Below are 25,343 nucleotides of genomic sequence, written 5' to 3'. Positions count from 1 at the left end.
GAAGACAGGGAAAACCAGTGTCGGATACACGCATATCGGTGGCCGTGCACGCCGCCGACCCCCTCAGTAGGGCCGGAGTGATCAGTCACCTCCGCCACCAGCCCAGCGTCGAGCTGGTGGACCGTACCGAGGACACATCGAAGACACCCGGGGCCACGCACGAAGCGGCGCCGCCACCGGAGCGGGTCGCCGTCATGCTCGTCGACCGGCTCGACGACCCCGCGGGCACCGAGCTGCGCCGCCTCGCCAGGTCCGCCGAGCAGCGCGTCGTGCTGATCGCGAGCGAGCTGCGCGAGCCGGAGCTGCTCGCGGCCGTCGAGTGCGGCGTACGGGCCATCCTCTGGCGGCACCAGGCGACCCCGCAGAAGCTGCTGCGCGCCGTGCACAGCGCGGCGCGGGGCGAAGGGGAGCTGCCGCCCGACCTCATCAACCGGCTCATGACCCAGCTGGGGCGGCTGCGGCTCTCGGCGCTCGACGGCACCCCGTCGGCCGCCGGCGCGCTCGTGCCGACGCTGGGCATGGCGCCCCGCGAGGTGGACGTGGTGCGGCTGATCGCGGACGGCCTGGACACCAAGCAGATCTCGGAGAAGCTCGCCTACTCCGAACGCACCGTCAAAAACGTGCTGCACGCGCTGATGACGCGCCTGCAGCTGCAGAACCGCGCGCATGCCGTCGCGTACGCGCTGCGGGAGGGATACATCTGATGCCGCCGACCCACCACCACCTCCGACGCCCGGCCGGGCCCGGGGCGTCGACGTGATCCACGAAGTGGACGAAGCGCTGCGCCGGCTGCTGCGGGGCGCGCTCCCCGAAGGGACCGGCGACGTCGTCTTCGAGGCGCCGAACCGCGACTGGGCGGCGCGCCGCAACGCGCCCACGCTCAACTCGTACCTGTACGACATCCGCGAGGACGTGGCCCGGCGCGAGCGCGGCGCGTACGCGGAGCGCGGCCCGGACGGCGTCGTGCTGCGCAGGCGGCAGCCGCCGCGCTGGTTCCGGCTCTCGTACCTGCTCACCGCCTGGACCAACCGTCCCGAGGACGAGCACCGGCTCCTCTCGGCGGCTCTGGGCACCCTGCTCGCGCACGAGCTGCTGCCGCCCGACCGGCTGCCGGACGCGCTCGCCGCGCTGCGGGTGCCGCTGCCGCTCAGCGTCGCGGTGCCGCCGCCCGAGTCCCGGTCCATCGCGGACATCTGGTCGGCGCTCGGCGGCGAGCTGAAGCCGTCCCTGGACGTCGTCATCACCGTGCCGTTCCCGGTGTCCGCGACGTACGACGTCGCGCCACCGGTCACCGAGGGCGCCGTCGTCGTACACGGCATCGACGGCGAGCCGGGCGACGCGCGGCCACGGCGGATGCGGACCCGGTCGCGCGACGGGAAGGACGCCCAGTGAACGCGTCCGAGCCGGTGAACGCGTCCGGAACGGTGCTGGCCCAGCTCGACGTGTTGCGCGGGCGCGTGGCCGAGCTGGTCGGGCTGCGCGGCGCGGCCGACCCCACGGCGGCGGATCCGCTGCGCGGCCTGTACGTGTCACCGGAGACGGCCCACCGGCTGGCGACAGCTCCGTCTCCGGTCCCGTCCCGCACCTTTGGAGAGCGGGAACTCGGCGGCTCGCTCGGCGAGTTGGCCGCTCTGTTCGGGCTCACCTCGCTGGACCTTCGTATTGTGCTGGCCGCCCTCGCGCCCGACGTGGACCGCCGCTTCGAGCCGCTGTACGGCTTCCTCAACGACGACGTGGGGCGGCGTCGCGCCACGGTCGCGCTGGCCCTCGACCTCGCGGGCACCGGGCCGTACGACCCGGCGGCCCGCGCCCGCTTCCATCCCCGGGCGCCGCTGCGCGCCGGGGGGCTCCTCGTCCTCGACGAGGAGGACCGGCCGCTGCCGGGGCGCGCGCTGCGGGTGCCGGAGCGGGTGGTGGCGTGGCTGCTCGGTGACGACGAGCTGGATCCGGAGCTGATGGGCCGCGCTGTCGAACTGCTGCGTCCGGAGGAGTCACGGGTGGCGGATCCGCTCGCCGCGCGCCTCGCGGACATCGCCGTCGCGCGGCCCGTCCTCGTCCATCTGCGCGAGCGCAGGGAAGGCACCGCCGCCGAGCCGGTGATCGCCGCGCTGCGCGCCGCCGGGCTGCCCGTGCTGCACCATCTGCCCCCCACCGGGCCGGGGAGCGCGGATGCCGCGACCGCCGTCGCGCTGCTGCGCGAGGCACGGCTGCGGCGGGCCGCACTCGTCGTGGCGCCGCTCCCTCCCGAAGCGGCGGCCCTCGTACGCTCGTTGGCGACCGGAGACGTACCGGTGGTGTTCGTCGGGAGCGAGCCGTACGACCCCGGATGGGCGCCCGACGCGGGACTGCTCGCCCTGGACGCGCCGCCGCGGGACGACATAGACGCGCCCCGCGTGTGGCGCACCGAACTCGCCCGACACGCACCGCCCAGCGAGCCGGTCCGCGGCCCCGACCCCACCTCCGGCACCGGCCTCGACCTCGCCACGGCCCCCAACTCCGCCCCCGGCACCGGCCCTCGCTCCGGCCTCAGCTCCGACCTCGGCACCGGCACCGGCCCCGACCCCGGCACCGGCCCCCGCTCCGACCCTCGCCCCGGCCCCGGCACCGAGCCCGGCTCCGACCTCGGCTTCGACCCCCGCTCCGCCCCCGGCACCGGCCCCCGCTTCGGCCCCGGCTTCGAACTCGGCTTCGATCTTGGGGAAGCCGTCGCCCCCTATCGGCTCGGTGAGGTGCAGATTCGCCGGGCCGCTCGGGTCGCCGCCGGACTGGCCGCGTTCGACGGGACCGTGCCGACCGCCGCGCACATCCAGCGCAGCGCCCGCCTGCAATCCGCGCCGGTCCTCGACAAGCACGCCCGGCGCATCCGGCCCGAGGTCGGCTTCAAGGATCTCGTGCTTCCCGACGAACCACTCGCCCAGCTACGCGAGTTGGCCCTGCGCGCCCGGCACCGCGACATGGTGCTCGGCACCTGGCGGCTGCGCACCGGAGGCGGGCGCGGGCGCGGGGTGATCGCGATGTTCGCCGGGGGCTCCGGCACCGGGAAGACCCTGTCCGCCGAGGTGGTGGCCGGTGAACTGGGCCTGGATCTGTACGTGGTGGACCTGTCGGCGGTCGTCGACAAGTACATCGGCGAGACGGAGAAGAACCTGGAGCGGATCTTCTCCGAGGCCGACCGCACGGACGCCGTACTGCTCTTCGACGAGGCCGACGCCGTCTTCGGCAAGCGCTCGGAGGTCAAGAGCTCCCACGACCGGTACGCCAACCTGGAGAGCGCCTATCTGCTCCAGCGCCTGGAAGCCTTCGACGGGATCGCCGTGCTGACCACCAATCTGCGCGCCAACATCGACGACGCGTTCACACGGCGTCTGGACCTCGTGGTCGACTTCCCCTTCCCGGACGTCGAGCAGCGCGTCACCCTGTGGCGGACCGCCCTGGCGGGCGCGCCCGGCGCACCTGGCCTGGAGGAGGAACTCGCCCTGTGCGCCAAGGAGTTCGAGCTTTCCGGTGGCGGCATCCGGTCGGCGGCCGTCACCGCCGCCTATCTGGCGGCGGGGCGCGGCGGCCCGGTCTCGGGAGCCGACGTACGGGCCGGGGCGCGGCGGGAGTACCGCAAGATGGGCCGCCTGGAGCCGGGTGGGTCACTGCCCTGGCAGTGACCCGACACGGGGAGACCCGCGGACCCGCGGACCGCGGACCCGCGAACCCGCGGACCCGCTACTGCGGCCAGTCGGAGATCGTCCAGCCCATGCTCGTGCGGTCGTCGCACTTCCACGTGACCGCGCTGGTGTCGTTCTGCATGTCGACGAGGCACTCGCCGGAGCCGACGGCGACGATCCGCGTCAGCCCGTCGTCACGCCTCTCCAGCTTCCACTTCTGGTTGTCCGGCAGCCGGCCGGTCCTGATGTTCTCCGGCGGGGCACGGAGGATCTGGACGATGTTGGTGTTGACCTTCTGGTCCATGACGGTGCCCGGGGCGCTGGCGGGCTCCAGGGCGTAGGTGTCGGACTCGGGGTAGTGGTGCAGGACCCAGTCCTGGTTCTCGCCGAACTCGTCCGTGAGGGAGGGGTTCTGGCCGACGTAGGTGCCGTCGGCCTGCTCCCCCTTCTTGACCTCCAGATACCAGCCGCTTCCCTCGGCGCTGCGGATGGTGTGCGTCTCGGGGCCCTTGGGTGTGTCGTCCTTCTTCTCGTCCTTCTCGGCCTTCTCGCCGCCGCCCGGCTCGGACTTCGGCGCGTCTTCCTCGCCGTCGTCCGGGGGCGCGGGCTTCTCCTTCTTCTCCTTCTCGTCGGCGCTCGGCTTGGGGCTCGGCGCCTGCTTCATGCCGTCGCCCTGCGGGAGCTGCTGCTGCTTGCCGGGCTTCTCCCTGGCCTGGGTGGTCACGTTCGGCTTGTGCTGGAACCACAGCACGGCCGCCGCCACGCCCAGCGCGACCAGGACGGAGAACACCGCCATCACCCAGCGCGGGAACACCGACGGCTGTACGTAGGTGCCGCGCAGCTCCACCGGATCGGGCACCCCGGCCCGGAGCACGGAGACGGTGAACGGATGCTTGCGGGTGCCGCCGACCCAGCTCACCGCGCCGGGCTTCAGGCTCAGCTCCGCGAAACCGGCGCGCCCCGGGGCGACTTGGACCGAGCCGGGCTCGGCCTCCACCTCCAGCTCCTCGCCGTTCTCGCGGCCGGAGAAGGAGGCGGTCAGCTGCTGGTTGCCGAGGTTGTCGACGGCCACCGCCGCCTTGGCGCGCAGCCGGCCGCGTACGACCAACGGAAGCAACTCCGTGCGGAGTTCGGTGAACGGGGCCACGGTGACCTGGCCCTCGACGACGTCCGCGGTGTGCGGCGCCTCGCGCGGGCGCACACGTACGCCGAACCGCACCGGGCCCGCCTGCGCGTCCGGGGTCCGGGGCGGCGCGAGCACGACCTCGGCCGTGGCCTCCGCGCCCGGGTACAGGCGCAGCACGTCGGGCTGGACGCGGGACCAGCCGGCCGCGTCGCCGACCATCTGGAGGCGGTACTCCTCGACGGTGTCGCCGGTGTTGCGCACGCGCAGCCGCACGGTCGCGGCGGAGCCGGGCTCCACGGTGGTGGCGTCGGGTTCGAGTGCGGTCCACATGCCGCTCACCGCCCCGCCACGCCGGGGCTCTTCACGCTTCCGCCGACCATCGCCCGGAGGGTCGCGGTGTCCGCGACGCCGGTCCGGGGGAGGCCGACCGCGCCCTGGTACTCCTTGATGTGGGCGGCGGTGTTGCCGCTGTACCTGGCCGTCGTGGGCGGGGTGCGGCCGTTCTCGAAGTAGGCGACGCCGTGCTGGGCGTACGCCCGGTCGCGGGACAGGTCGTCGTCGCTGATGCCGGCCTGCGAGGCCCACCAGAACGCCGCCTGCACCTGCACGACCTCCCAGCTGTCGGCGCCGGAACGGACGTCGGCGGCGCGGACACCCTGTGCCCACAGGGAGGTGAGGGTGGCCCGGCCGAGCGTGCCCTTCTGGTCGGTGGCGAAGATCTGCGCGGTGTTGTCGCCGCTGCTCCGGCCGCTACGGACCACAGCTTCTTGGTAGCAGATCAACGAGTCCTCCGTGTTGGCGTCGATGACGCCGGGGGTCCAACGGCCGTCGAGCGTGCAGGCGTTACTGGAGCCGAGGGCGGCGAGGCGGCGCTGGGCGTACTCGACCACGACGTCCGGCTTGTAGCCCCGCTTCCACGGCGGTCCCGCGTGGGTGGCGCCGCGCTTGGCGCCGGGCCTCGGCCTGTCACCGCCGGTCGCGTCACCGGCGGTGACACCGCCTCCATCGCCCCCGCCTCCTCCGCCGCCGCCGGACGAGGACGACCCACCGGAGCCACCGGAGCCGCCGTCGTCACCTCCGCCACCGGGCCCCGCGCCCCCGCCGCCGGTACCACCACTGCCTGGGGCGTCACCGGTCTTCTTCTCCTTCGGAGGCGGCGGGGCGTCGCCGAGTTCGTCCTTCTCGCCGCCCTGCGGGGCCGCGTCCGGCGCCGCGGCGGCCTGGTTCTCACGCGCTGAGCCCGTCATCTTGGGCGTGAAGGAGAACCAGAGCACCACGGACGCGACGGTGAGCGCCACGAGGACGCTGCCGAGCGCGAGGAGCCCGCGCGGCAGGAGCGCACGCTGGTCGAAGCTGCCCGGCAGCTCGTGGGCGGTCTCGTCGCCGGAGCGGCGCACGGAGACGGTGAGCGGGTGCGCCTGCGCGGGGCCCGTCCACCGCACCTGCTGCGGACGCACCGCCAACTTGGCGAACACCGCGCGACCGGGGGCGACTTGGACGCTCGTGGGCAGGACGTCGAAGGTGAGCCGGTCTGCGTCGTCGCGGGCGGTCAGCGATGCGGTGAGCGGGGTGTTGCCGAGGTTGTCCACGGCGACGGAGGCCCGGCCGCGGACGCGTCCGACGATGGTGGGCGGAAGGAGTTCGGCCCGTATCTCGGAGAAGGGCGTGACGGTGACCTGGCCCTCGACGACATCGCGGACCCCGGGCTGTTCCCGGGGCTCGACGCGGACGCCGAACGGCGTCGGCCCGGCGGTCGCGTCCGGCGAGCGGGGCGGCGCGAAGGAGATCTCGGCGGTGCCCTCGCTGCCCGGGTAGAGGCGCAGCACGTCCGGTTCGACGCGGGACCAGCCCGCCGGGGTGCCGACCACCCCCAACCGGTACTCCTCGACCGTGTCTCCCGTATTGCGTACGCGAAGCCGTACGGTCGCTCGGCCACCGGGGTCAACGGTCACCGCGGCCGGGTCAAGGGAGTTCCACCACGTCATACGGGCACGGTAAAGGGCGCCGCGGGGTTGCTCCTTGTACGAAAGGGCCACGTCAGGGGCAGCCCGTACTGCCCTCCCGTACGGCCGGCGGTGCAGGGTCCGTACGTACGCGCCGCCGACCGCCTCCTCGCGGCCCGGGGCGGCGGCTCAGCCGTGGGCCGAGAGCACGGGCCGGGGCGTGCCGGTGCGCGGCTTCCACTGGGCGAGCAGCTCGGCGATCTCGGCGGCCTCCATGGCGCCGCGCCGGTCCATGTCGCGGTAGGCGATCAGCAGGGCGGCCCTGGCCCGGTCGAGATCCCCGAGGGCGAGCAGCGCCCGGCCCCGCGCGGCCATCGCCAGGGCGTGGCAGAACGCGTCGCCCAGCTCGCCCTCGACTGCCAGCGCCGCGTCCGCGCGGTCCATGGCCCTGCCGGGGCTGCCCAGGTCCAGTTCGCAGGCGGCGAGGCGGGCCCAGCACAGCGCCTCCCAGCGCGGGTCGCGCGACCGGGCGTGCAGGCGCCCCGCCTCGCGCAGCCGGTCCGCGGCCTCGGCGGCGCGGCCGTCCCTCAGCAGGGCGCAGCCCGACTGGTAGAGGACGTGCGCGAGTGTGGACGTACTGCCCGACTGCCGTGCCTGGCACACCGCTTCACGGAGCGCGGTGTCGGCTTCCGCGCGCCGCCCGAGGGTGACGTACACGCGGGCCATGTGGGACAGCACGCGGATCCGGTCGCTGTGCCCGCCGAGCGCGCCGAACCTGGCGCAGGAGAGGCGCAGTTGCTCCAGGGCGGCGTGGGGGCGGCCGGTTCCCATGAGGACGATGCCCAGCTCGTGGCTGCCCTCGGCACCGACCAGCGGGTCACCCGCCACCGCGGCCAGACGCAGACTCTCCCGCAGCATCCGCTCGGCACGACCGTAGGTCTCGGTGCCGTAGTGCGGCGCCCCGAGGAGCCGCAGGGCACGGGCCGCACACAGATCGTCACCGTGCCGCCGAGCGGTCTCCAGTGCCAGCTCGGCGAGGGGCTCCAGGTCACGGTGGCGAGCGGTACCGGCCAGGAGATGGGACCAGGCGGTGAGCAGATCCACGGTGGGCCGCAGCCCGGGGGGCGCGCCGCCGTTGCCGTGTGTGCCGGGGTGGTCCGGGACGTGGCGCAGGGCGTTTTCGGCTGCCGCGTACAGGCGGGAGTGGGCGACGACCAGCCAGTCGTGGGCCGCGGCCTCGTCGGGGAGGGGCTTGCCCGGGGAGGCCGGTTGGTGCAGCAGGGCGGGCAGCACGCTGTGCGGCTTGGTGCGGCGGATCGCGGTGACGACGGTGGCCAGGACGTAGTCGAGGAAGCGGAGCCGGGCGTCGGCGCGCTCCCGCGCGCTCTCCTGGCGCTCGCACTGCTGCCGGGCGAAGAGCCTGACGAGGTCGTGGAAGCGGTAGCGGTCCTCGCCGTGCAGCTCCATGAGGCCCGCGTCGACCAGGCGTTCCACCGCCGTCTCCGCCTCTTCGTCGCCCACGTCGAGCAGGGCGCCCGCCGCGCCGCGGCAGAAGGACGGCATGTAGCAGAGCGACGCCATGCGGAAGGCGCGGGCGAGGCCGGGGTCGAGGGCCTCGTAGCCGAGCCGGAAGGTGGCCTCGACGCCCAGGTCGTCCACCCGCAGCTCGTCCAGCCTGCGGTGTTCGTCGCGCAGCCGGGTGGCGAGGTCGGCGACGGAGCGGCCGGGTCTCGCGGCCAGCCGGGCCGCGGCGATACGGACGGCGAGGGGCAGTCCGCCGCAGGTGGCGACCAGTTCGCGGGCGGCGGTGCGTTCGCCGGCCACGCGGTCGCGGCCGATCATGGCGGCGAGCAGGCCGAGCGCCTCCCTCTCGTCCATCGTCTCGACGTCGACGAGGCGCGCGCCGGGCAGCGTGATGCTCCGCGAGCGGCTGGTGACCAGGACGGCGCAGCCCGGGGTGCCGGGGAGCAGCGGCCGTACCTGCGCGGTGTCGCGGGCGTTGTCGAGCAGTACGAGGACGCGGCGCCCGGCGAGGAGCGAGCGGTACAGGGCGGTCTGCTGGTCCAGGCCGTCGGGCACGGCGCTCTCGGACACGCCGAGGGCGCGGAGGAACCCGGTGATCGCGCTGCCGCTCTCCACGCCGGGCGCCGGGTCGGCGCCGCGCAGATCCACGTACAACTGCCCGTCGGGGAACTCCTCGCGCAGGGCGTGCGCGACATGCACGGCGAGCGCGGTCTTGCCGACGCCACCGAGCCCGGTGAGCGTGGCCACGGCCATGGCGTCGCCGGACGCGGCACAGCGCAACGTCTCGGTGAGCTGACGGACTTCGGCCTCGCGGCCGACGAAGTCAGGGGGGTCGGGGAGGAGTTGCGCTGGGACGAGGGGGGTGAGGGGGACGGGACGCGCGTCCCTCACCCCGGTACCCGAGGGGCCGGGGTGTGCGGGGTCCGGTCGGCTGGGTGTGCGGTGCCGTCCGGTGTCCGCGAGGGGCGGCGTCGTACGGAGCGGTGGCCGCGGGGCGGCGGCGGCCGGTGGGAGCGGGTGGCCCGTCAGGAGGCCCGCGTGCAGCGCGGCGAGTTCCTCGCCCGGGTCGACACCCAGCTCCGTGGCCAGCGTGCGGCGCGTGGCCTCGTACACCGCGAGGGCGTCCGCCTGCCGGCCGGCGCGGTGCAGGGCCAGCATCAGCAGGGCCTGGGCGCGTTCGCGCAGCGGGTGTTCGGCGGCGAAGACCCGCAGGGCGCCGGTCGTCTCACCGTGGCAGCCCAGTTCGAGGGCGCAGGCGAACAGCTCTTCCTGAGCGGTGACGGACAGTTCGGTGAGCCGGTCGCGCTGACGCTCGGCGTAGGGTCCGGGCAGACCGGCCAGCGGGGCGCCGTCCGACAGGGCGAGCCCCGCGGTCAGCTCCCCGTACGCGTCGGCGTGCCGGCCGCTGTCGCGCAGCCGCCGCGCCGCGGCCACCCGGTCCTCCAGCTCGCGGGCGTCGAGGGCGCCGCGCGGCACCCGCAGGGCGTAGCCGTCGCCCGCCGACACCAGGACCCGGGCGGGCGCGCGGGAGCGCCGGCCGGGTTCGAGCAGGGCGCGCAGCCGGGACACGTACGTACGCAGCGTGCCCACCGCACGCGTCGGCGGCTCCTCGCCCCACAGGGCGTCCACCAGTTCGGCGGCGGAGACGGGCCGCCCGTCGCGCAGCAGCAGCACGGCGAGGGTGGCGCGCTGCTGCGGTGAGCCGAGCGTCAGCGGCTGCCCTTCGCGCCAGGCCCGCACCGGTCGGAGGACCTGGAACCGGAAGGCCCCGCCGGGTTCGTCCCGGTCAGCTCCCCTCACGCCGTTCCGGCCCGGTTCGCCGTCCGCGTCGCCCCGCATCGTCGGCCCCGCACCCCCACCCCTTGCCCCGTGACACACCACGCGCCTGCCCGTTCGTACCGGCCACGGATGTCCATCAGCACCAAACGTTACGACAGTCGCACCGGCCTCCCGAAGGCCCCGGGGCACTTGCGCCACCTTGTTGACCAGGTATTGACGCCGCTGAAGCATGGTGCGGGGCATATGCGCCAAGGAACATTCACATTCGGCCTGATGCGGCGGCGGACGGAACGCGAACCGCTTTCCGCCACTCCCCCGCGTCGGCGCGGGTGTCCGGACGGGCAACGCCCGCTGCCCCCGCCGACATCCTCCCGACACACCGGGGCCCGCTCCCTCTTGTCGCGGTGACCGGCCGGGCGGCCGGGCGGCCGAACGGGCAGCGGCATCTGCCCTCGTTGACGTCCGTTTGTCTCTACGCACCGGCACGCGCGTGGGACATCGTTTTCCTTCTTCCCTCCCGTACCTCCCCCTTCTCGTTTCTTCCCCTCCAGTTTTCCGCCCTTCCAGGAAGAGAGACCAGGCCCACATGCCCACGTACCTGTCCCCCGGCGTCTACATCGAAGAAGTGGCCAGCGGTTCGCGTCCCATCGAGGGCGTCGGCACATCCGTGGCGGCCTTCGTCGGTCTGGCGCCGCGCGGGCCGCTCAACGAGCCGACGCTGGTGACCAACTGGTCCCAGTACGTGGCCGCGTTCGGCGAGTTCACGGACGGGTACTACCTGGCGCACTCCGTGTACGGGTTCTTCAACAACGGCGGCGCCGCCGCGTACGTCGTACGAGTCGGCGGCACCGACACCACCGGCCCCCGGGAGCAGGCGCCGGCCCCCGCGCAGGCGCCCAAGGAGCTGACCGCGGGCGAGCCCGTGGCGCTCGGCGCCTTCGCGGTGTCCGCGATCGCGGCGGGCTCCACGGGCGGTGGCCTCACCGTCGAGGTGCAGGACGGCGAGGGCGAGAACGCGGCGGACCGCTTCAAGCTGGTCGTCAAGGACGGCGAGAAGGTCGTAGAGAGCTTCGACGTGAGCGCGAAGAAGACCGCGCGCAACTACGTCGTCACGCAGGTCAAGCAGCGTTCCAAGGCCATCGTCCTGGAAGAGGCGTCGCCGGCGGCGGGCGGCCAGTTGGCCAGGCCCGAGGCGCAGACCGTGACCCTCGCGCCGCCCGCGCCCGCCGCCGCCGTGACGGCGTCCGCGGCGCCCTCGGCGGACAGCGGCGTGGCCCGCGTCGAGACCGCCCAGTTCATCGGCGACTCCGCCGACCGCACCGGGTTCGGCGGCCTGGAGGCCCTGGACGAGATCAACATGGTGGCGGTGCCGGACCTGATGGCCGCCTACCAGCAGGGCCTGATCGACGAGGAGCAGGTCAAGGCCGTCCAGCTCGGACTGATCTCGCACTGCGAGCTGATGGGCGACCGGATGGCCATCATCGACCCGCCGCCGGCACTCAACGCCCGCCAGGTGCGTCAGTGGCGCCAGGAACTGGCGGGCTACGACTCGCGTTACGCGGCGCTCTACTACCCGTGGATCAAGTCCTTCGACCCGGCCAGCGGCCAGTCCGTGATCGTGCCGCCGTCCGGCCACATGGCGGGCGTATGGGCGCGCAACGACTCCGAGCGCGGCGTGCACAAGGCGCCCGCCAACGAGATCGTGCGCGGCGCGGTGGACCTGGAGCTCCAGATCACCCGGGGCGAGCAGGACCTGCTCAACCCGATCGGCGTCAACTGCATCCGCGCCTTCCCGGGACGCGGCATCCGGGTGTGGGGCGCGCGGACGATGGCCTCCGACCCGGCCTGGCGCTACCTGAACGTGCGCCGCTACTTCAACTACCTCGAAGAGTCGATCCTCATCGGCACCCAGTGGGTGGTCTTCGAGCCGAACGACCAGGCCCTGTGGGCGCGCATCCGGCGCAACGTCTCGGCGTTCCTGGTCAACGAGTGGCGGTCGGGCGCGCTGTTCGGCTCGCGCCCCGAGGACGCCTTCTACGTCAAGTGTGACGCGGAGACCAACCCCGTCGAGTCGGTCGACGTCGGCCGGGTCGTCTGCGAGATCGGCATCGCCCCGGTCAAGCCCGCGGAGTTCGTGGTGTTCCGGCTGGCGCAGTTCTCCGGCGGGGGCGGCGAGCTGGAGGAGTAGACCGCGTACTCGACCCAGGTACCCCAGAACCATCACAACAGGAGTGAAACCCCTTGTCCCTTCAGCCCGGTGACGCCCTCACCACACACAACTTCGGCCTGCAGATCGACGGCGTCATGGTCGAGTACCTGCAGGAGGTCAGCGGCCTCTCCATGGAGCAGGACGTCATCGAGTACCAGCAGGTGTCGGCGGACGGGAAGCCCGTCGTCAAGAAGATGCCCGGCGTGAAGAAGGCCGGCGAGTGCACGGTCACGCGCGGCATGACGCAGAGCCCCGTCTTCAGCGAGTGGATCAACAAGTCCATCGCGGGCGACATGGGTTCGGCGCGCAAGAACGCCACGATCATGATGATGGACTACCAGAACACTCCGGTGAAGCGGTACAACCTGCGCAACGCCTGGTGCAGCAAGGTGGAGACCAGCGGGGTCAAGGCGGGCGACGCCGCCGCGCTGACCGAGCAGGTCACCATCGTCTTCGAAGAGCTGGTCATCGAGTAATGCGGCGCGAAGGCCCGGCGGGGGCGGCATCGGGAGCGGCATCGGGTGCGGCTGCCGCCGCGGGCGGGGCGGCGGGGAGCCGTGAACCGCTGCGCACGGAGTTCGAGTTCGAGTTGCCGCGCGGCTTCGTGGACGAGTCCGGGACCGTGCACCGCGACGGCGCGATGCGGCTGGCGACGGCGCGCGACGAGCTGGTCCCGCTGCGGGACGTGCGTGTGCGCGAGAACCCCGCGTATCTGTCGGTGGTCCTGCTCGGCCGGGTCATCACCCGGCTCGGCACGCTCGGCTCCGTCCACGACGGCACGGTGGAGAACATGTTCGCCTCCGACCTCGCCTTCCTCCAGGACTTCTACCGGCAGATCAACGCGGAGGGGCACACGCGCGCGGCCGTGGCGTGCCCGCACTGCGAGGAGTCCTTCGAGGTGGAGCTGGCCGGGAGCCGCCTGGGGGAATCGTGACGTACGCGGCCGACCGCATCGAGGAGGAAGTCGCGTACCTCGCCTATCACTTCCACTGGGGCATGGACGACATCCTCGACCTCGAACACGGGGACCGGCGCGCGTACGTGTCGCGGACGGCCACGTTGGTGGAGCGGGCCGCGGCGAGGGAGTGAGTGACGGGCGGGCGGCGGTGTGATGCGGGTGCCGTCGGACGCGGGACTGTTGGGCCTTGGGGCGTTGGTGAGTCGAGGTAAGTGATGGGCTTGTTCGGGTGGCGACGTGGGGCGCGCGGGCGTGCGGTGTCCGGGCGTAGGACGTCCGGGCGCGGGGTCGTGGAGTCGGCGCCGCGCGGTGGCGTCGACGCCGGTTCCGGCATCGGTTCCGGCCTCGGTTCCGGCCTCGGTTCCGGCCTCGGTTCCGGCCTCGGGGCCGATGCGGTGGCGGCGGGCGCGCGGGGTGGTGGTGGCGGCTGGGCCGTCGTGCCGCCGGTCCAGCGTGTTCTGGCGGCGCCGCGTACGGTCGCCGAGCGCGGCTTCGGGGCGACCCTCGCCACGCACCAGGACCCTTCCCTCGGCGGGGAGTTGGGCCATGCGGTGACGGCCTCGGCGCCGGGCGGCCTCCTCCACGACGTCCTCAGGCCCGTGGCCGGGCGGCCGACGAGGCTTGACCTGCCGGTGCTGAGGCTGCCTGTGCGTGGGCCGGCGGAGGGTGAGGGTGAGGGTGAGGGTGAGGGTGAGGGTGAGGAGGGGCGTGCGGGTTCGGTTCAGCGGCCGGCGGTTCTGCCTGCGGCTTCTGCTTCGGCTTCTGCTTCGGCTTCTGCTTCGGCTTCAGCTGCTGGAGGGCGCGAGGCTCCCGCTTCGGGTGGCGGTGCGCGCAAGGGGCGGGGCGCGGGTCTCGGCGACCACAGGGCACCGTCCTCTGGGTCAACTGCCTCTGACGGTACGTCTGTCCAACGAACCGCCCCCCGCGCCGGAAGCCCCACCCCGGGCGCCCCCGAAAGCAACACGCCCCCACTCGCCGGCGCGCCCCAGAACGGACCCAGGCGCGTCCTGAACGACCCCTCCAGCACTGCCAACCCCCCGACCCCGCTCACGCGCACCCCCAACGCACCACAACCACGACCACATGGCGAAACGCCCAACACCACGCCCCACCCGGTACAACGCAAGGCAACCACCCCAAGCCACAAGCCGGCCCCTGCCCAGACGACGACCAACACCACCGCACCACTGACCGGCACCCGAACGCCCCCAGCAGCGCGCCCAGGCCAAGCCCAGTCCGACCGTGACCCCAACGCACCTCACCCACACCCCACCGCCCCGGCGCCCGGCACGGGCCGGGCCCGGCCCAGCCACAACGCACTGCCCCCGCAGCCGCGGCCTCGTGGCGGGACGCCCAACGCCACCACCCCGACCACGGGCACGGACCAGCCCAACCACGGCCACAACGCACCACTCCCGCAGCCAAACGGCGGAAAGCCCAAGGCCGCCACCCCGGCCCCCGGCACCGGCGGAGACCAGCCCCATCACGCCCGGACCACACCTCACCCGCAGCCAAACAGCGGAACGCCCAACGCCATCACCCCGGCGCCTGGCACAGGCCGAAGCCGGCCCGACCACGCCCACAACGCGCCACCCCCGCAGCCGCTTGACGGAACGCCCAAGGCCGCTGCCAGCCGCACGCCGAACGCCACCACCCCGGCCCCCGGCACATCCCAGCCCGTGCGACGCAGGACAGTCAGCCCCGGCCACAAGCCCACGCCCGCCCAGGCCACGACGCCCACCGCACCACTCACCGGCACCCGAACCCCCACCGCCCCCAGCACGGGCCAAGGCCGGCCCAGCCACAACCCACGGCAGCGGCACGCCGATACGCCCGATGCCCCGACCGTCCCGGCCGTTCAGCGCTCCGTGGCCTCCGGCTCCGCCGCGTCAGGTATGTACTCCGTGCCCCTCGTGCGGCCCACGCCCGCAGGGCGTTCCCCCTTGGTGTCCGCCGCACCGAGCACCGTGCCGCAACGGCAGCTGTTCGCCGTCGGGGCCGCACCCACGAACAACCCGGACGCCTCCGTCCGGGGCCACGATGTCCCCGGGCCGGTGCCCCCCGCCGGCCCGGGGATCTCTGCCGCCGCCGCTTCCCGTCCAGGGAGCGTCACGGCAGCGGAACCCGTCGCTGTGCGGGCGGATTCCCCCGTCCAGCCCGTACAGCGACGGCCTCTCGTACGCCGGGTCCGGCGCACCGCCCCAGACGGCGGACACCCCCGCACCGGACTCGGCCGGCCGCTGAGCCGGCAGAGCCCCGACCCGGCGCCGCAGGGCAACATCGGCCGCGCGCCGCTCACCCCCGCACAGCAATCCACACCCACCACCCCGGCACCGACGCGCCCCCCATCCGCCGACACCAGCACCGCCCCCACCCCGGCAGCCCCGCAGAGCGGTACACGCCACGCCCCCATCGGCGCGCCAATCACCCCCGCACAGCAATCCACACCCACCACCGCAACACCGACACAGCCGCCCTCCGCCGCCCAAAGCAACACCCCCCGCCCCGCACCAGCAGCCCCGCAGGGCGGTACACGCCGCGCCCCCATCGGCGCGCCAATCCCCCCCGCACAGCAAGCCACACGCACCACCCCAACACCGACGCGCCCCCCATCCGCCGCCCAAAGCAACACCCCCGGGCCCGCACCAGCCACCCCGCCAAGCACCCCCAAACCACTGCCCATCGCGCCACTCAACCGCCGTATCGCCCCCGGCAGTTATCGGCCCGCGGCGGCCCGCGCCGGCGCTCTCCCCCTCACCTCCTCCCGGAGCCTTACCGTCCAGCCCGCGGCAGCGGACCGCGGCGCTTCGGCCACGCGGCCTGCCTCGCAGCCGGCCCCCGCCCCCGTGCCGCTCCAGCGGTCCCAGGGAGCCGGTCCGCACGGCGGAGGCGGCTCCTCCGTGGGGGCCGCCGCTCCGGTCGTCGTGCCTCTGGGCGCATCCGGCCACCGCGCACCGCGACGAGCACCCGTGCCGCCCGTCGCCCCCGTACGCCCCACCGCTCAGCCCCCGGCAGTCGGCCGCCCCGCAGCCGCCCGCCCGTCGACCGTCCAGCGGCGCTCGGCCGAGCCCGCCCCCAGGTCAGTCCCCGTCCCCGCCGCCGCGCCGCCGCCCCCTCCCACCCCCGCCGCTCGCACCGCCACCCCCGCGAACAACGACGGCGGAAGCACCAGAACCGGAACCAGCGACGGCCGCACCGGGCCGGAGCCGTCGGCCCACCCCGCACCCGAAACCGGCCCCGCCGACCTCGACGACCTCGCCCGGCGCCTCCTCGCCCCGCTCTCCCGCCTCCTGCGCGCAGAGCTACGCGGCGACCGTGAGCGGATCGGGCGGCTGCGCGACCACGGCCGGTGATCACCCGCCCCTCCCGACCGCCCCCTTCAGCCCACCTCCTCCGCCACAGGAAAGAACCCATGCCCTCGACCCTGGACCCCGGCTCCACCGTCTTCTTCAAGCTGACCATCGACGGCCAGGACCTCGGCCTGTTCAACGGCTGTGACGGGCTGTCCTCCGAGGTGGAGGTGGAGCAGCGGCAGGAAGGCGGCAACAACGGGTTCGTCTGGCAGTTGCCCACCCGCGTGACCTTCTCCACCATCCGTCTCACCCGGCCCCTCACCGCCGACACCTCCCGCGTGGCCGCGTGGATCTCCTCCATCGCCACCGGGATCTCCCGGCCCACGGCCCAGATCGCCGCCCTGCGCGCGGACGGGTCCGTCGTCGCGCAGTGGGGGCTCGTCGAGGTGCTGCCCGTGCGCTGGCAGGGGCCGAGTCTCAGCCCGGACAGCCCGAGCGTGGCGACGGAGACGCTGGAGATCGCGCACCACGGGTTCACCGACGCGGGAGGTGCCTGAGATGGCCGCGCCGACCGGCGGCAAGGCGGGGGCGAGTCTGGTGCGGGCCGCGCTGGCCATCCACCAGCCGCCCACCGATCTGGGCGGGTCGCTGGGCGGGAAGATCGGTGAGGTCGAGTTCCAGTTCAACCCGACGCAGTTGCAGATGGGCCGGTCGGCGCAGTGGCGCACGCAGCCCGCGGTCGCCTATATGCGGGGCGCCCCGCCGAAGTTCACCGGGTCCGTGCCCGCCACGCTCCAGCTGGAGGTCTTCCTCGACTCCTCGGGGGCGCCGGCCTCCGGCAAGGTGCAGAAGCAGGTGGACCTGCTGCTCTCCTGCTGCGAGGTGACGCCGCAGAGCGTCACCTCCAAGCGGCCGTCGCCGCCGTGGGTGCGGTTCTCCTGGGGGTCGTTCAACACCGTGCAGTTCGTGGCGTATGTGACCAGTGTCAGCGCGACGTACACCCTGTTCAATCCGACCGGCGAGCCGATCCGTGCCACCTGCGCGCTGTCGCTCACCGAGGTGGCGATGCCCACCAAGGGGCAGAACCCGACGTCCGGCGCGCTCTCGGCGCGCCGGGTGCACCGCACCGTCGCCGGTGACTCGCTGGCGTCGCTGGCCTGGCGGGAGTACGGGGACGCCACGCGCTGGCGGCTGATCGCCGAGGCCAACGACATCGACGACCCGATGCGGCTGGCACCCGGCACGGAGCTGCTGCTGCCCGCCGCCGAAGAGGCCCGACCCGCCCCCGCGAACGTGGAGACCGCATGAGTGAGAAGAAGACGTACACGCGATGAGTGAGAAGACGTACACAAGCGTCCTGCACGCCGAGATCGGTGGCTCCGTGCTGCCCGACAAGCTGGCCGCGCTGCTCGTCGAGGGCTGGGTGGACGCCAGCGTCAACGTGCCGTCCGCCTTCCAGCTCACCTTCGCCGACACGGGCGGCGACATCCTGGAGAAGTTCCCGCAGATCAAGGTGGGCGCCAAGGCCGTCCTGTGTCCGTTCACCGACGGCGTGCGCGGCAAGCCGATGCTCACCGGTGAGGTGACCGCCCTGGAGGTCGACGCCGACGCGGGCGGCAAGTCCCTCGTCGTACGCGGCTACGACCCCGGTCATCGGCTGCTGCGCAACCGCCGCGTGCAGGGCTTCCCGAACATGACGGCCTCCGACATCGTGCGGCGCGTCGCCGCCCTCAGCGGGCTGAAGCTCGGCAAGGTCGACGCGACCCCGACCGTGTACGAGCTGGCCACCCAGCCCAACATCACCGACTGGGACTTCCTCTCCCGCCTCGCCCAGGAGAACGACACCCATCTGTCGTTCGACGAGGACGGCAAGCTGTGCTTCGCGGCGCTCGCGCCCGCCGCGGGCGCGCCCGCCGACACGACTCCCGCCGCGCAGAGCCCGTACGTCCTGGAGTTCGGGCACAACGCGCTGCACAGCCGCGTCGCGGTGACCGCCGCCGGGCAGGTCGCCACGGCGGGGGCGCGCGGCTGGGACATGCGGGCCAAGCGGGCCCTGTCCGCCCGGTCACCGGCGGCCATGAGCAAGGACATCGTCACCGACATCACACCCGCCCAGCTCTCACGCCCCTTCGGCACCTCCGAACTGACCGGGACGCAGACCCCATACACTACGCAGGCCCAAGTGACGCACGCGGCGCGGGCGTTGGCGGACGACGTGGCGGGGTCCTTCGCGGAGGTGGAGGTGGCCGTCACCGGCAATCCCGAGCTGCGGCCGGGGCGGCCGGTGGCGCTGAAGGGGGCCGGGTTCCCCTTCGAGGGCAAGTACACGGCGACGGGTGTGCGCCATCTCTTCGAGTCGGGGCGGCAGTTCACGACGTGGCTGACCGTCTCGGGGCGGCAGTTCCGCTCGCTGTACGGCCTCGCCTCCGGCGGCGCCGACGCCTCCCCGCCGATGCCGGGCGTCGCGATGGCCCTGGTCAGCAACGCCAAGGACCCGCTCAAGCTGGGCCGCGTCAAGCTGCGCTTTCCGTGGCTCTCGGACACGTACGAGAGCGACTGGTGCCGCGTCGCGCAGCTGGGTGGAGTGCGGGGCGGCGGGCTGATGCTGCCCGAGGTCGGTGACGAGGTGCTCGCCGCCTTCGACCGGGGCTCGCTGGAGCATCCGTATGTGCTCGCCGGGCTGTACAACGGCGTCGACAAGCCGACACCCGACCCGGACGGCCTGCCGGCCGTCGACCCGACGAGCGGCCGGGTCAACTGGCGTTCCCTCGCCTCGCGCAGCGGTCACACCGTCGAGCTGGTCGACGCCAAGTCCCGTATGAAGAGCGGAATCCGGCTGCAGACGGGGAACGGGCGGCTGACCGTCCACATGGACGAGACGCGCACCAGCGTGACCATCCGCAGCGACGGGTCCGTGTCCATCTCGGGGACGCGGAGCGTGGACATCAGGGCGGGCGGCAATCTGTCGCTGACCGCCGGGGGGTCGCTGACGCTGAGCGCCGCGGGGGCCGTGGACATCAAGGCGGGCGGGAAGTTCGGCGTCACGGCGGGCGGCGCGGCGGACATCAACGCGACCGGCCTGGTGGGCGTCAAGGCCGTCGGCCCGGTCACGCTCACCTCGGTCGCCACCGTCTCGCTCATGGCGCCAGCCGTGCTGCGCAACGCCCTGCCGTTCTAGGCGGGTTGAGGTTCCCTGGTCTCGCGTCCAGGGGAGTTTCAGTCGGAGTTTGGAGTCGAAGTCCGTGTCCAGGGGAGTTGAGGGTCGTGAGTGAGCAGTTCGTCGGCGCGGGCTGGACGTTCCCGCTGCGCACGGACGCGGGCGGCGGCATCGCGCTGGCCCGCCGCGAGCGCGAGATCGAGGAGTCGATCCGGCTCGTGCTGGCCACCGCGCCCGGCGAGCGGCCGATGCGGCCCGAATTCGGCTGTGCCGTACACGACTTGGTGTTCGCCCCGGTCAACGAGGCGACGGCGGGCCGCATCCGGTACGAGGTGCGGACCTCCCTCGACCGGTGGGAGCCGCGCATCGAGGTCCTGGACGTCGAGGTCAGCCCGGCGCCCGACGAACCGTCCGTCCTGTTCATCGACGTGAGCTACACCGTGCGCGGCACCAACAACCCGCGCAGCCTCGTCTTTCCCTTCTATGTGATCCCGTCCACGGAATCAGAGAGCGGAGTCTGAAGTCCGATGGCCCTGCCCGCACCCCACCTCGACGACCGGCGCTTCCAGCAGTTCGTCGACGACGCCAAGCGCTACATCCAGCAGCGCTGTCCGGAGTGGACCGACCACAACGTCTCCGATCCGGGCGTCACCCTCGTCGAGGCGGTCGCGCACATGGCCGACCAGGTCGTCTACCGCCTCAACCGCGTGCCGGAGAAGAACCACCTGGCCTTCCTCGACCTGCTCGGCGTCACCCTCTTCCCGCCCTCCGCGGCCCGCGCCGACGTCACCTTCTGGCTCTCCGCGCCGCAGCCCGAGCCGGTGGTGCTGCCCGCCGGGACCGAGGTGGCCACCAGCCGCACCGAGACCGAGGAGGCGGTGGCCTTCGCGACCGAGGCGGACCTGACGGTGGTGCCCTGCGAACTGGAGGCGGTGCTGCGCCAGGAGGCGGGCGGCACGCCGCAGGACTGCGGGCAGGACGTGTTCGGCGGGCGTGACGTCGGCGTCTTCGCCGAGGCGCCGCGGCCCGGCGACACGCTGCTCTTCGGACTCAGCGCCGCGGTGCCCGCCTGCGTGGCCGTGCTCCAGCTGGACAGCCGGGTGGACGGCGTCGGCGTCGACCCGCGCCAGCCGCCGCTGGTGTGGGAGGCGTGGACCGCCGACGGGTGGACGCGGTGCGAGGTGGAGGAGGACTCCACCGGTGGCCTCAACCGGCCCGGCGACGTGGTCCTGCACATCCCGGTCGGGCACATCGTCTCCCGGGTGGGGCGGCAGGACGCGGGCTGGCTGCGCTGCCGGGTGGTCGAGGCCGCGCACGGCCAGCCGTTCTACAGCGCGTCGCCGACCGTGCGGGCCGCGTCCGCGTTCACCATCGGCGGCACGACCGCCGTCGCGCACGCCGATGTCGTACGCGATGAACCCCTCGGTGACTCCACGGGCGTGCCGGGGCAGCGTGTCCGGCTCGCGCACGCGCCGGTCGTCGCCGACCGGCCGCCGCTGCTCCTGGAGGTCTCCGACGGTGAGGAGTCGGGCTGGGACGCGTGGCACGTCGTCGACCACTTCGCCGCGTCGGGACCGTACGACCGCCACGTCACCCTGGACGCCGCGACGGGCGAGATCGCCTTCGGCCCCGCGGTACGTGAACCGGATGGCACCCTCCGGCAGTTCGGTGCGGTGCCCGCCAAGGGCGCCGCGCTCCGCGCCACGCGCTACCGCACCGGCGGCGGGCGCGCCGGCAATGTGGCGCGCGGCGCGATCCAGGTGCTGCGCAGCTCCATCCCGTACGTCGCCCGGGTGGAGAACCGCGAGGCGGCGCGCGGCGGTGTGGACGGCGAGACCGTGCGGGAGGCGAAGGTCCGCGCGCCGATCGCGCTGCGCGCGCAGGAGCGGGCGGTGACCGCGCGCGACTACGAGGAGCTGGCGCGGCGCGCGGCGCCCGAGACGGCCCGCATCCACTGTCTGGCCGCGGAGTCCTCCGAGGCGGGCGAGAACGCGGTCCGGGTCCTCGTCGTCCCGCAGGCCGTGCCGGACCGCGGCGGCCGCCTCCGCTTCGAACAGCTCGTCCCCGGCGACGAACTCCTCTCCCGCGTCACGCACTTCCTCGACGACCGCCGCCCGCTCGGCACCCGGCTCGCCGTCGGCCCGCCCTTCTACCAAGGCGTCACGGTCGTCGCCACGCTGCACTCCTTCCGCGCCGCGCAGGCGGAGCGGGTACGCGCCGACGCCCTCGACGCGCTCTACGCCTACCTGGACCCACTGACCGGCGGGGCGCACGGCACGGGCTGGCCGTTCGGCCGCCCGCTGCGCTCCGGCGAGATCTTCGCCGCACTCCAGCGCGTACCGGGCGTGGAACTGGTCGACGAGGTCCTCCTCCACCCCGCCGACCCCCTGACCACGCGTCGCGGCGACGCCACCGACCGCATCGAACTGACACCGTCCGCGCTGCTCTTCCCGTTCGACCACCGCGTCCGTGTGATCGAGGCGCGATGACGGGGCGGGAGCCTGGGGCGGGGTCCCTACGGAAGGCGGAGGTGACCGGTCCGGGCCGGGGGCCGCGGGCGGGTGCGGCGTCGGGTGCCGGGGCGGCGTCGGCGTCGGGTGCCGGGGCGGCGTCGGCGTCGGGTGCCGGGGCGGCGTCGGCGTCGGGTGCCGGGGCGGCGTCGGCGTCGGGCGCGGCTTCGCCGTCGGGCGCCGGGGCGGCGTCGGGTGCCGGGGCGGGGTCGGCTTCGCCGTCGGGTGCCGGGGCGGGGTTTGGCTCGGGTTTTGGGGCGGGATCGGGACTCGGTCCGAGTAAGGGCTTCGGCTCGGGGTCAGGGGCGGGTGGCGGGTCCGGCTCCGGGCGCGGCGGCTCGGGGGCCGGTCCTGGGCCGGGCCCCGGGAGTGGGTCGTGTCGTGGATCGCTGCCGGGGATGGTTTCCGCGCATCCGCTCGCCGAGCAGCTGCCCGCCGTCTTCGCCGACGACGACTTCGCGCTGCGGTTCGTCTCCGGGCTCGATGTCGTGCTCGCGCCCGTCTTCACCGTTCTTGACTGCCTGGACGCGTACTTCATGCCCGCCCTGGCACCCGAGGACTTCCTCGGGTGGCTGACGGACTGGGTCGGCACGGAGCTGGACGGCAGCGAGCCGCTGCCGGTGCGCCGTCACGCGGTGGCCTCCGCCGTCGCCCTGCACCGCGTCCGCGGCACCCGCCGCGGCCTCTCCGCCGCCGTCGAACTCGCCTTCGGCGTACGGCCGCACATCAGCGAAAGCGGCGGCGCGACCTGGTCCGCGCGCCCACTGGGCGCGTTCCCCGGCACCCCGCGCCCCGCCCTGCACGTCACCCTGCACGTGCCCGACCCTGCGGTGGTCGACCCGTACCGCCTGCGGTCCGTCGTCGCCGCCGCCCGCCCCGCGCACCTCCCCTTCACGGCCGAGGTGACCGCCACGCCTTCCCCTGAAGGAACCTGAGATGCCCGAGCAGCCCGAGCAGTCCGAGACGGACAAGACGCACGAGACGGACGAGACCGACGAGATGCCCAACTCTCCTTCCACCACGCCCCCGTGCCCCGAGTGCGGCACCCCCGCCCGGCAGCGCGGCCAGTCCTTCTGCGACTCCTGCGGCGCCTTCCTGCGCTGGGACACCCCGGCGGGCGTCGCCCACGCGCCCACGGGGGAGGCCGACGCACCCGACCGGCCCCGGACCGCCACCGCCCCGGACCCCGCACCGGCTCCGGCTCCGGCTCCGGCCCCTGCGCCTGCCCCCGCATCCGGCGGCACCGACACCACCGTCCCGCTCCCGGCGACGACCACCGGGCCCGCGGAGCCCACCAGCACCTCCTCGTCCAGCACCTCCTCTTCCGGCACCTCCTCTTCCGACACCGCCATACGCTCGCTGCTCGTCCCCGTACCGGAGGCCGCCGAGGCCGTCGCGCCACCGGAGACTCCGGGCGGCGTACTGCCGGGCAGGCCCGACGCGGCGCGCCCGAGGGTGCGGCAGGCCGCCGTGCCGGCCGAGCCCGAGACCGGTGCGGCGTGCCGCAGCTGCGGGACGCCCAACGCGCTGCGCCGGCACTTCTGCCGCAGCTGCGCCAACCCCTTGAAGGACTCCGCCGCCCCGACCGCCGAGGGCCCCTACGCGGGTCAGCGGCCGCGCCTGCACCGGGACCGTACCCGGTGGATCGCCCGCGCCGTGGGGATCGCGGTGATCGCCGGTCTGGTGGTGGGCGGCATCTTCGGCGGGCCCCCGGCCGCGCGGGCCGTGCAGGACCACTTCGCCAAGCGGGTCCCCGTCCACCCCACCGGCTTCAGCGCCTCGCACTCCGCCCCCAAGCAGGCCGCGAAGCTCGCCTTCGACAGCTACTCCAACACCTGGTGGGGCACGGGCTACGCGGGCGACTCGGCGGGCCAGTGGCTGCAGGCCGACTTCGGCCAGCCCACCGACCTGCTCAACCTCCTGATCACGCCGGGCAGCTCGGCGCGCACCGCGCAGGCCGCCGCTCAGGCCAGGCCCATGGAGTTCGACCTGGTGGTCAGCGACTCGGCGGGCAAGGAGCACACCTTGCACCGCCGGATCAACGACGGCGGCGTACAGAAGATCGACGTACGGGTACGGGACGCGGTGAGCGCCCGGCTGATCCTGCGCTCCGCGTACGGCGTCGCCGAGGACCGCCAGGTGGCCATCGCCGAGCTGGAGTTCTTCGGCCGCTCGGCAGGGCAGTAGTCCGCAGGGCAGTAGTCCGCAGGGCAGTAAGGGGTTCCACGCCCGGAGGTGACCGTCACGCACGCGGCGCGTGACGGGACCTCCACCGCTCTGTGAGCAAACGATGACAGCCCTCCCGACCAGCGCTTTCATCGGTTTCGCTGGACGACATGAACAGCGATGACAGCACCTCCTCCACCCACCTCCGCACTCTCACCCACCCCCGCAGCCACTCCCGCCCGCGCCACACAGTCCGCCTCACCACCGGCATCGCGCTGCTCGCCACGGCGGGCCTCTTCGCCCTCACCGCTTGCGGCGGGGCGGGCGACGACGACAAGGGCACCGGCTCCCGCAAGGCCGCGGCCGCCACCTCCTCCTCCGCGAAGCTGCCGAGCCTGCTGTGGATGGGCGACTCCATCGGCGAGGCCGAGGCACCGGCCGTCGGCGCCGCGCTGAAGGCCGACGGGACGGCGTTCACATCGATGGCGGCCACGGGCGGCGGTGGCGTCGTCGGGGAGATCGCCGGACCCACCTGGGACGAGCTGCCGAAGAAGCTGAAGTCGGCCGAGCCGGACGTCGTCGCGTACCAGATCACCACGTACGACTGGGGCACACCGGCCGAGCAGCGCGCGGACTACGAGCGGCTGGCCAAGGCCGTGAACGACGCCGGCGCCGAACTCGTCATCGTCTCCGCGCCCCCCTTCAAGATCGACGACTTCTACAAGCCGCACGAGGCGCAGATCAAGACCGCCCCCAAGGCAGCCAAGGAGGTCGCGGACAAGCACCCGGGCAAGGTCCACTTCCTGGACGCGTCGGCCCTGTGGGGCACCGACAACGCCGCACCCAAGGCGCAGCGCAGCAAGGACGGCATCCACTCCTGCCAGCAGGGTTCGGCCGCGTTCGCCCAGTGGCTGACCAAGGAACTGGGCAAGCGGTACTCCTTCACGCCCGCCCCGGCCGACCAGTGGGCCACGGGTTCATGGACGGGGGCCAAGGTCTACGGCGGCCTCGGCTGCAAGTAG

Annotated in this window: 19 protein-coding genes; 16 read left to right on the top strand and 3 right to left on the bottom strand. The window is 73.8% G+C overall.

Features of this window, described 5'->3' with window-relative positions; all coding sequences use genetic code 11:
• The first annotated feature begins 17 nt into the window (after positions 1-17).
• From ACWDZ7_RS24030 to ACWDZ7_RS24020, 3 genes are read left to right on the top strand one after another with little or no spacing between them, the layout of a single operon-like run.
• A complete protein-coding gene (locus ACWDZ7_RS24030) occupies positions 18-704 on the top strand; it encodes a response regulator transcription factor (protein WP_451799630.1) in 687 nt (228 codons plus the stop codon).
• 52 nt (positions 705-756) lie between these two features.
• Positions 757-1,392, top strand: a complete 636-nt coding sequence (locus ACWDZ7_RS24025) for a DUF4255 domain-containing protein (RefSeq protein WP_451799628.1) — start codon at positions 757-759, stop codon at positions 1,390-1,392.
• The gene (locus ACWDZ7_RS24020) at positions 1,389-3,656 is read left to right on the top strand and encodes an AAA family ATPase (protein ID WP_451799626.1); all 2,268 of its coding nucleotides are present in this window, start codon (positions 1,389-1,391) and stop codon (positions 3,654-3,656) included. The genes ACWDZ7_RS24025 and ACWDZ7_RS24020 overlap by 4 nt, the downstream gene beginning before the upstream one ends.
• Positions 3,657-3,714: 58 nt before the next feature.
• Here the strand turns inward: ACWDZ7_RS24020 and ACWDZ7_RS24015 are convergent, their stop codons facing one another.
• The 3 genes from ACWDZ7_RS24015 to ACWDZ7_RS24005 form a co-directional block, all read right to left on the bottom strand.
• Positions 3,715-5,112, bottom strand: a complete 1,398-nt coding sequence (locus ACWDZ7_RS24015; RefSeq protein ID WP_451799625.1) for an RICIN domain-containing protein — start codon at positions 5,110-5,112, stop codon at positions 3,715-3,717.
• 5 nt (positions 5,113-5,117) lie between these two features.
• Positions 5,118-6,767 (bottom strand): peptidoglycan-binding protein, encoded by a 1,650-nt coding sequence (locus tag ACWDZ7_RS24010; protein WP_451799623.1) that lies wholly within the window; start codon positions 6,765-6,767, stop codon positions 5,118-5,120.
• Between the two features lie 147 nt (positions 6,768-6,914).
• A complete protein-coding gene (locus tag ACWDZ7_RS24005; protein WP_451799622.1) occupies positions 6,915-10,088 on the bottom strand; it encodes an AfsR/SARP family transcriptional regulator in 3,174 nt (1,057 codons plus the stop codon).
• Positions 10,089-10,614: 526 nt separating this feature from the next.
• Here ACWDZ7_RS24005 and ACWDZ7_RS24000 point away from each other — a divergent pair.
• The 13 genes from ACWDZ7_RS24000 to ACWDZ7_RS23940 all read left to right on the top strand — a co-directional run bounded on the left by ACWDZ7_RS24000 (position 10,615) and on the right by ACWDZ7_RS23940 (position 25,343).
• Entirely contained in the window at positions 10,615-12,216 is a 1,602-nt protein-coding gene (locus ACWDZ7_RS24000) for a phage tail sheath family protein (RefSeq protein ID WP_451799621.1), read from the top strand.
• Positions 12,217-12,269: 53 nt separating this feature from the next.
• Positions 12,270-12,713 (top strand): phage tail protein, encoded by a 444-nt coding sequence (locus ACWDZ7_RS23995; RefSeq protein WP_451513467.1) that lies wholly within the window; start codon positions 12,270-12,272, stop codon positions 12,711-12,713.
• A complete protein-coding gene (locus tag ACWDZ7_RS23990) occupies positions 12,713-13,171 on the top strand; it encodes a hypothetical protein (RefSeq protein WP_451799619.1) in 459 nt (152 codons plus the stop codon). Before ACWDZ7_RS23995 ends, ACWDZ7_RS23990 begins: the two co-directional genes overlap by 1 nt.
• Complete coding sequence (locus tag ACWDZ7_RS23985) at positions 13,168-13,326, top strand: DUF6760 family protein (protein ID WP_451513469.1); 159 nt, start codon at positions 13,168-13,170, stop codon at positions 13,324-13,326. The genes ACWDZ7_RS23990 and ACWDZ7_RS23985 overlap by 4 nt, the downstream gene beginning before the upstream one ends.
• A gap of 2,838 nt (positions 13,327-16,164) precedes the next feature.
• On the top strand, positions 16,165-16,548 hold the full coding sequence (locus ACWDZ7_RS23980; protein WP_451799617.1) for a hypothetical protein: 384 nt from the start codon (positions 16,165-16,167) through the stop codon (positions 16,546-16,548).
• A gap of 59 nt (positions 16,549-16,607) precedes the next feature.
• Positions 16,608-17,045, top strand: a complete 438-nt coding sequence (locus tag ACWDZ7_RS23975; protein WP_362991594.1) for a phage tail protein — start codon at positions 16,608-16,610, stop codon at positions 17,043-17,045.
• A gap of 1 nt (position 17,046) precedes the next feature.
• Positions 17,047-17,796, top strand: coding sequence for a CIS tube protein (locus tag ACWDZ7_RS23970; protein WP_451799616.1), 750 nt, complete (start codon positions 17,047-17,049; stop codon positions 17,794-17,796).
• A gap of 22 nt (positions 17,797-17,818) precedes the next feature.
• Entirely contained in the window at positions 17,819-19,666 is a 1,848-nt protein-coding gene (locus ACWDZ7_RS23965) for a VgrG-related protein (protein ID WP_451799615.1), read from the top strand.
• 86 nt (positions 19,667-19,752) lie between these two features.
• Positions 19,753-20,166 carry a GPW/gp25 family protein gene (locus ACWDZ7_RS23960; protein ID WP_451799614.1) on the top strand — a complete coding sequence of 138 codons (414 nt, stop codon included), beginning with the start codon at positions 19,753-19,755 and terminating at the stop codon, positions 20,164-20,166.
• A 6-nt stretch (positions 20,167-20,172) separates the two neighbouring features.
• Positions 20,173-22,134, top strand: coding sequence for a putative baseplate assembly protein (locus ACWDZ7_RS23955; protein ID WP_451799612.1), 1,962 nt, complete (start codon positions 20,173-20,175; stop codon positions 22,132-22,134).
• A 419-nt stretch (positions 22,135-22,553) separates the two neighbouring features.
• Positions 22,554-23,090 (top strand): phage tail protein, encoded by a 537-nt coding sequence (locus tag ACWDZ7_RS23950; protein ID WP_451799610.1) that lies wholly within the window; start codon positions 22,554-22,556, stop codon positions 23,088-23,090.
• Between the two features lies 1 nt (position 23,091).
• Complete coding sequence (locus ACWDZ7_RS23945; RefSeq protein WP_451799609.1) at positions 23,092-24,342, top strand: NADase-type glycan-binding domain-containing protein; 1,251 nt, start codon at positions 23,092-23,094, stop codon at positions 24,340-24,342.
• A 149-nt stretch (positions 24,343-24,491) separates the two neighbouring features.
• Positions 24,492-25,343: an SGNH/GDSL hydrolase family protein gene (locus ACWDZ7_RS23940; protein ID WP_451799608.1), complete on the top strand. Its 852-nt coding sequence runs from the start codon at positions 24,492-24,494 to the stop codon at positions 25,341-25,343.

The organism is Streptomyces sp. NPDC003032 (assembly GCF_053591415.1).
The sequence above is the reverse complement of the archived record's forward strand: the minus strand, read 5'-3'. Positions and strand labels throughout refer to the sequence as shown.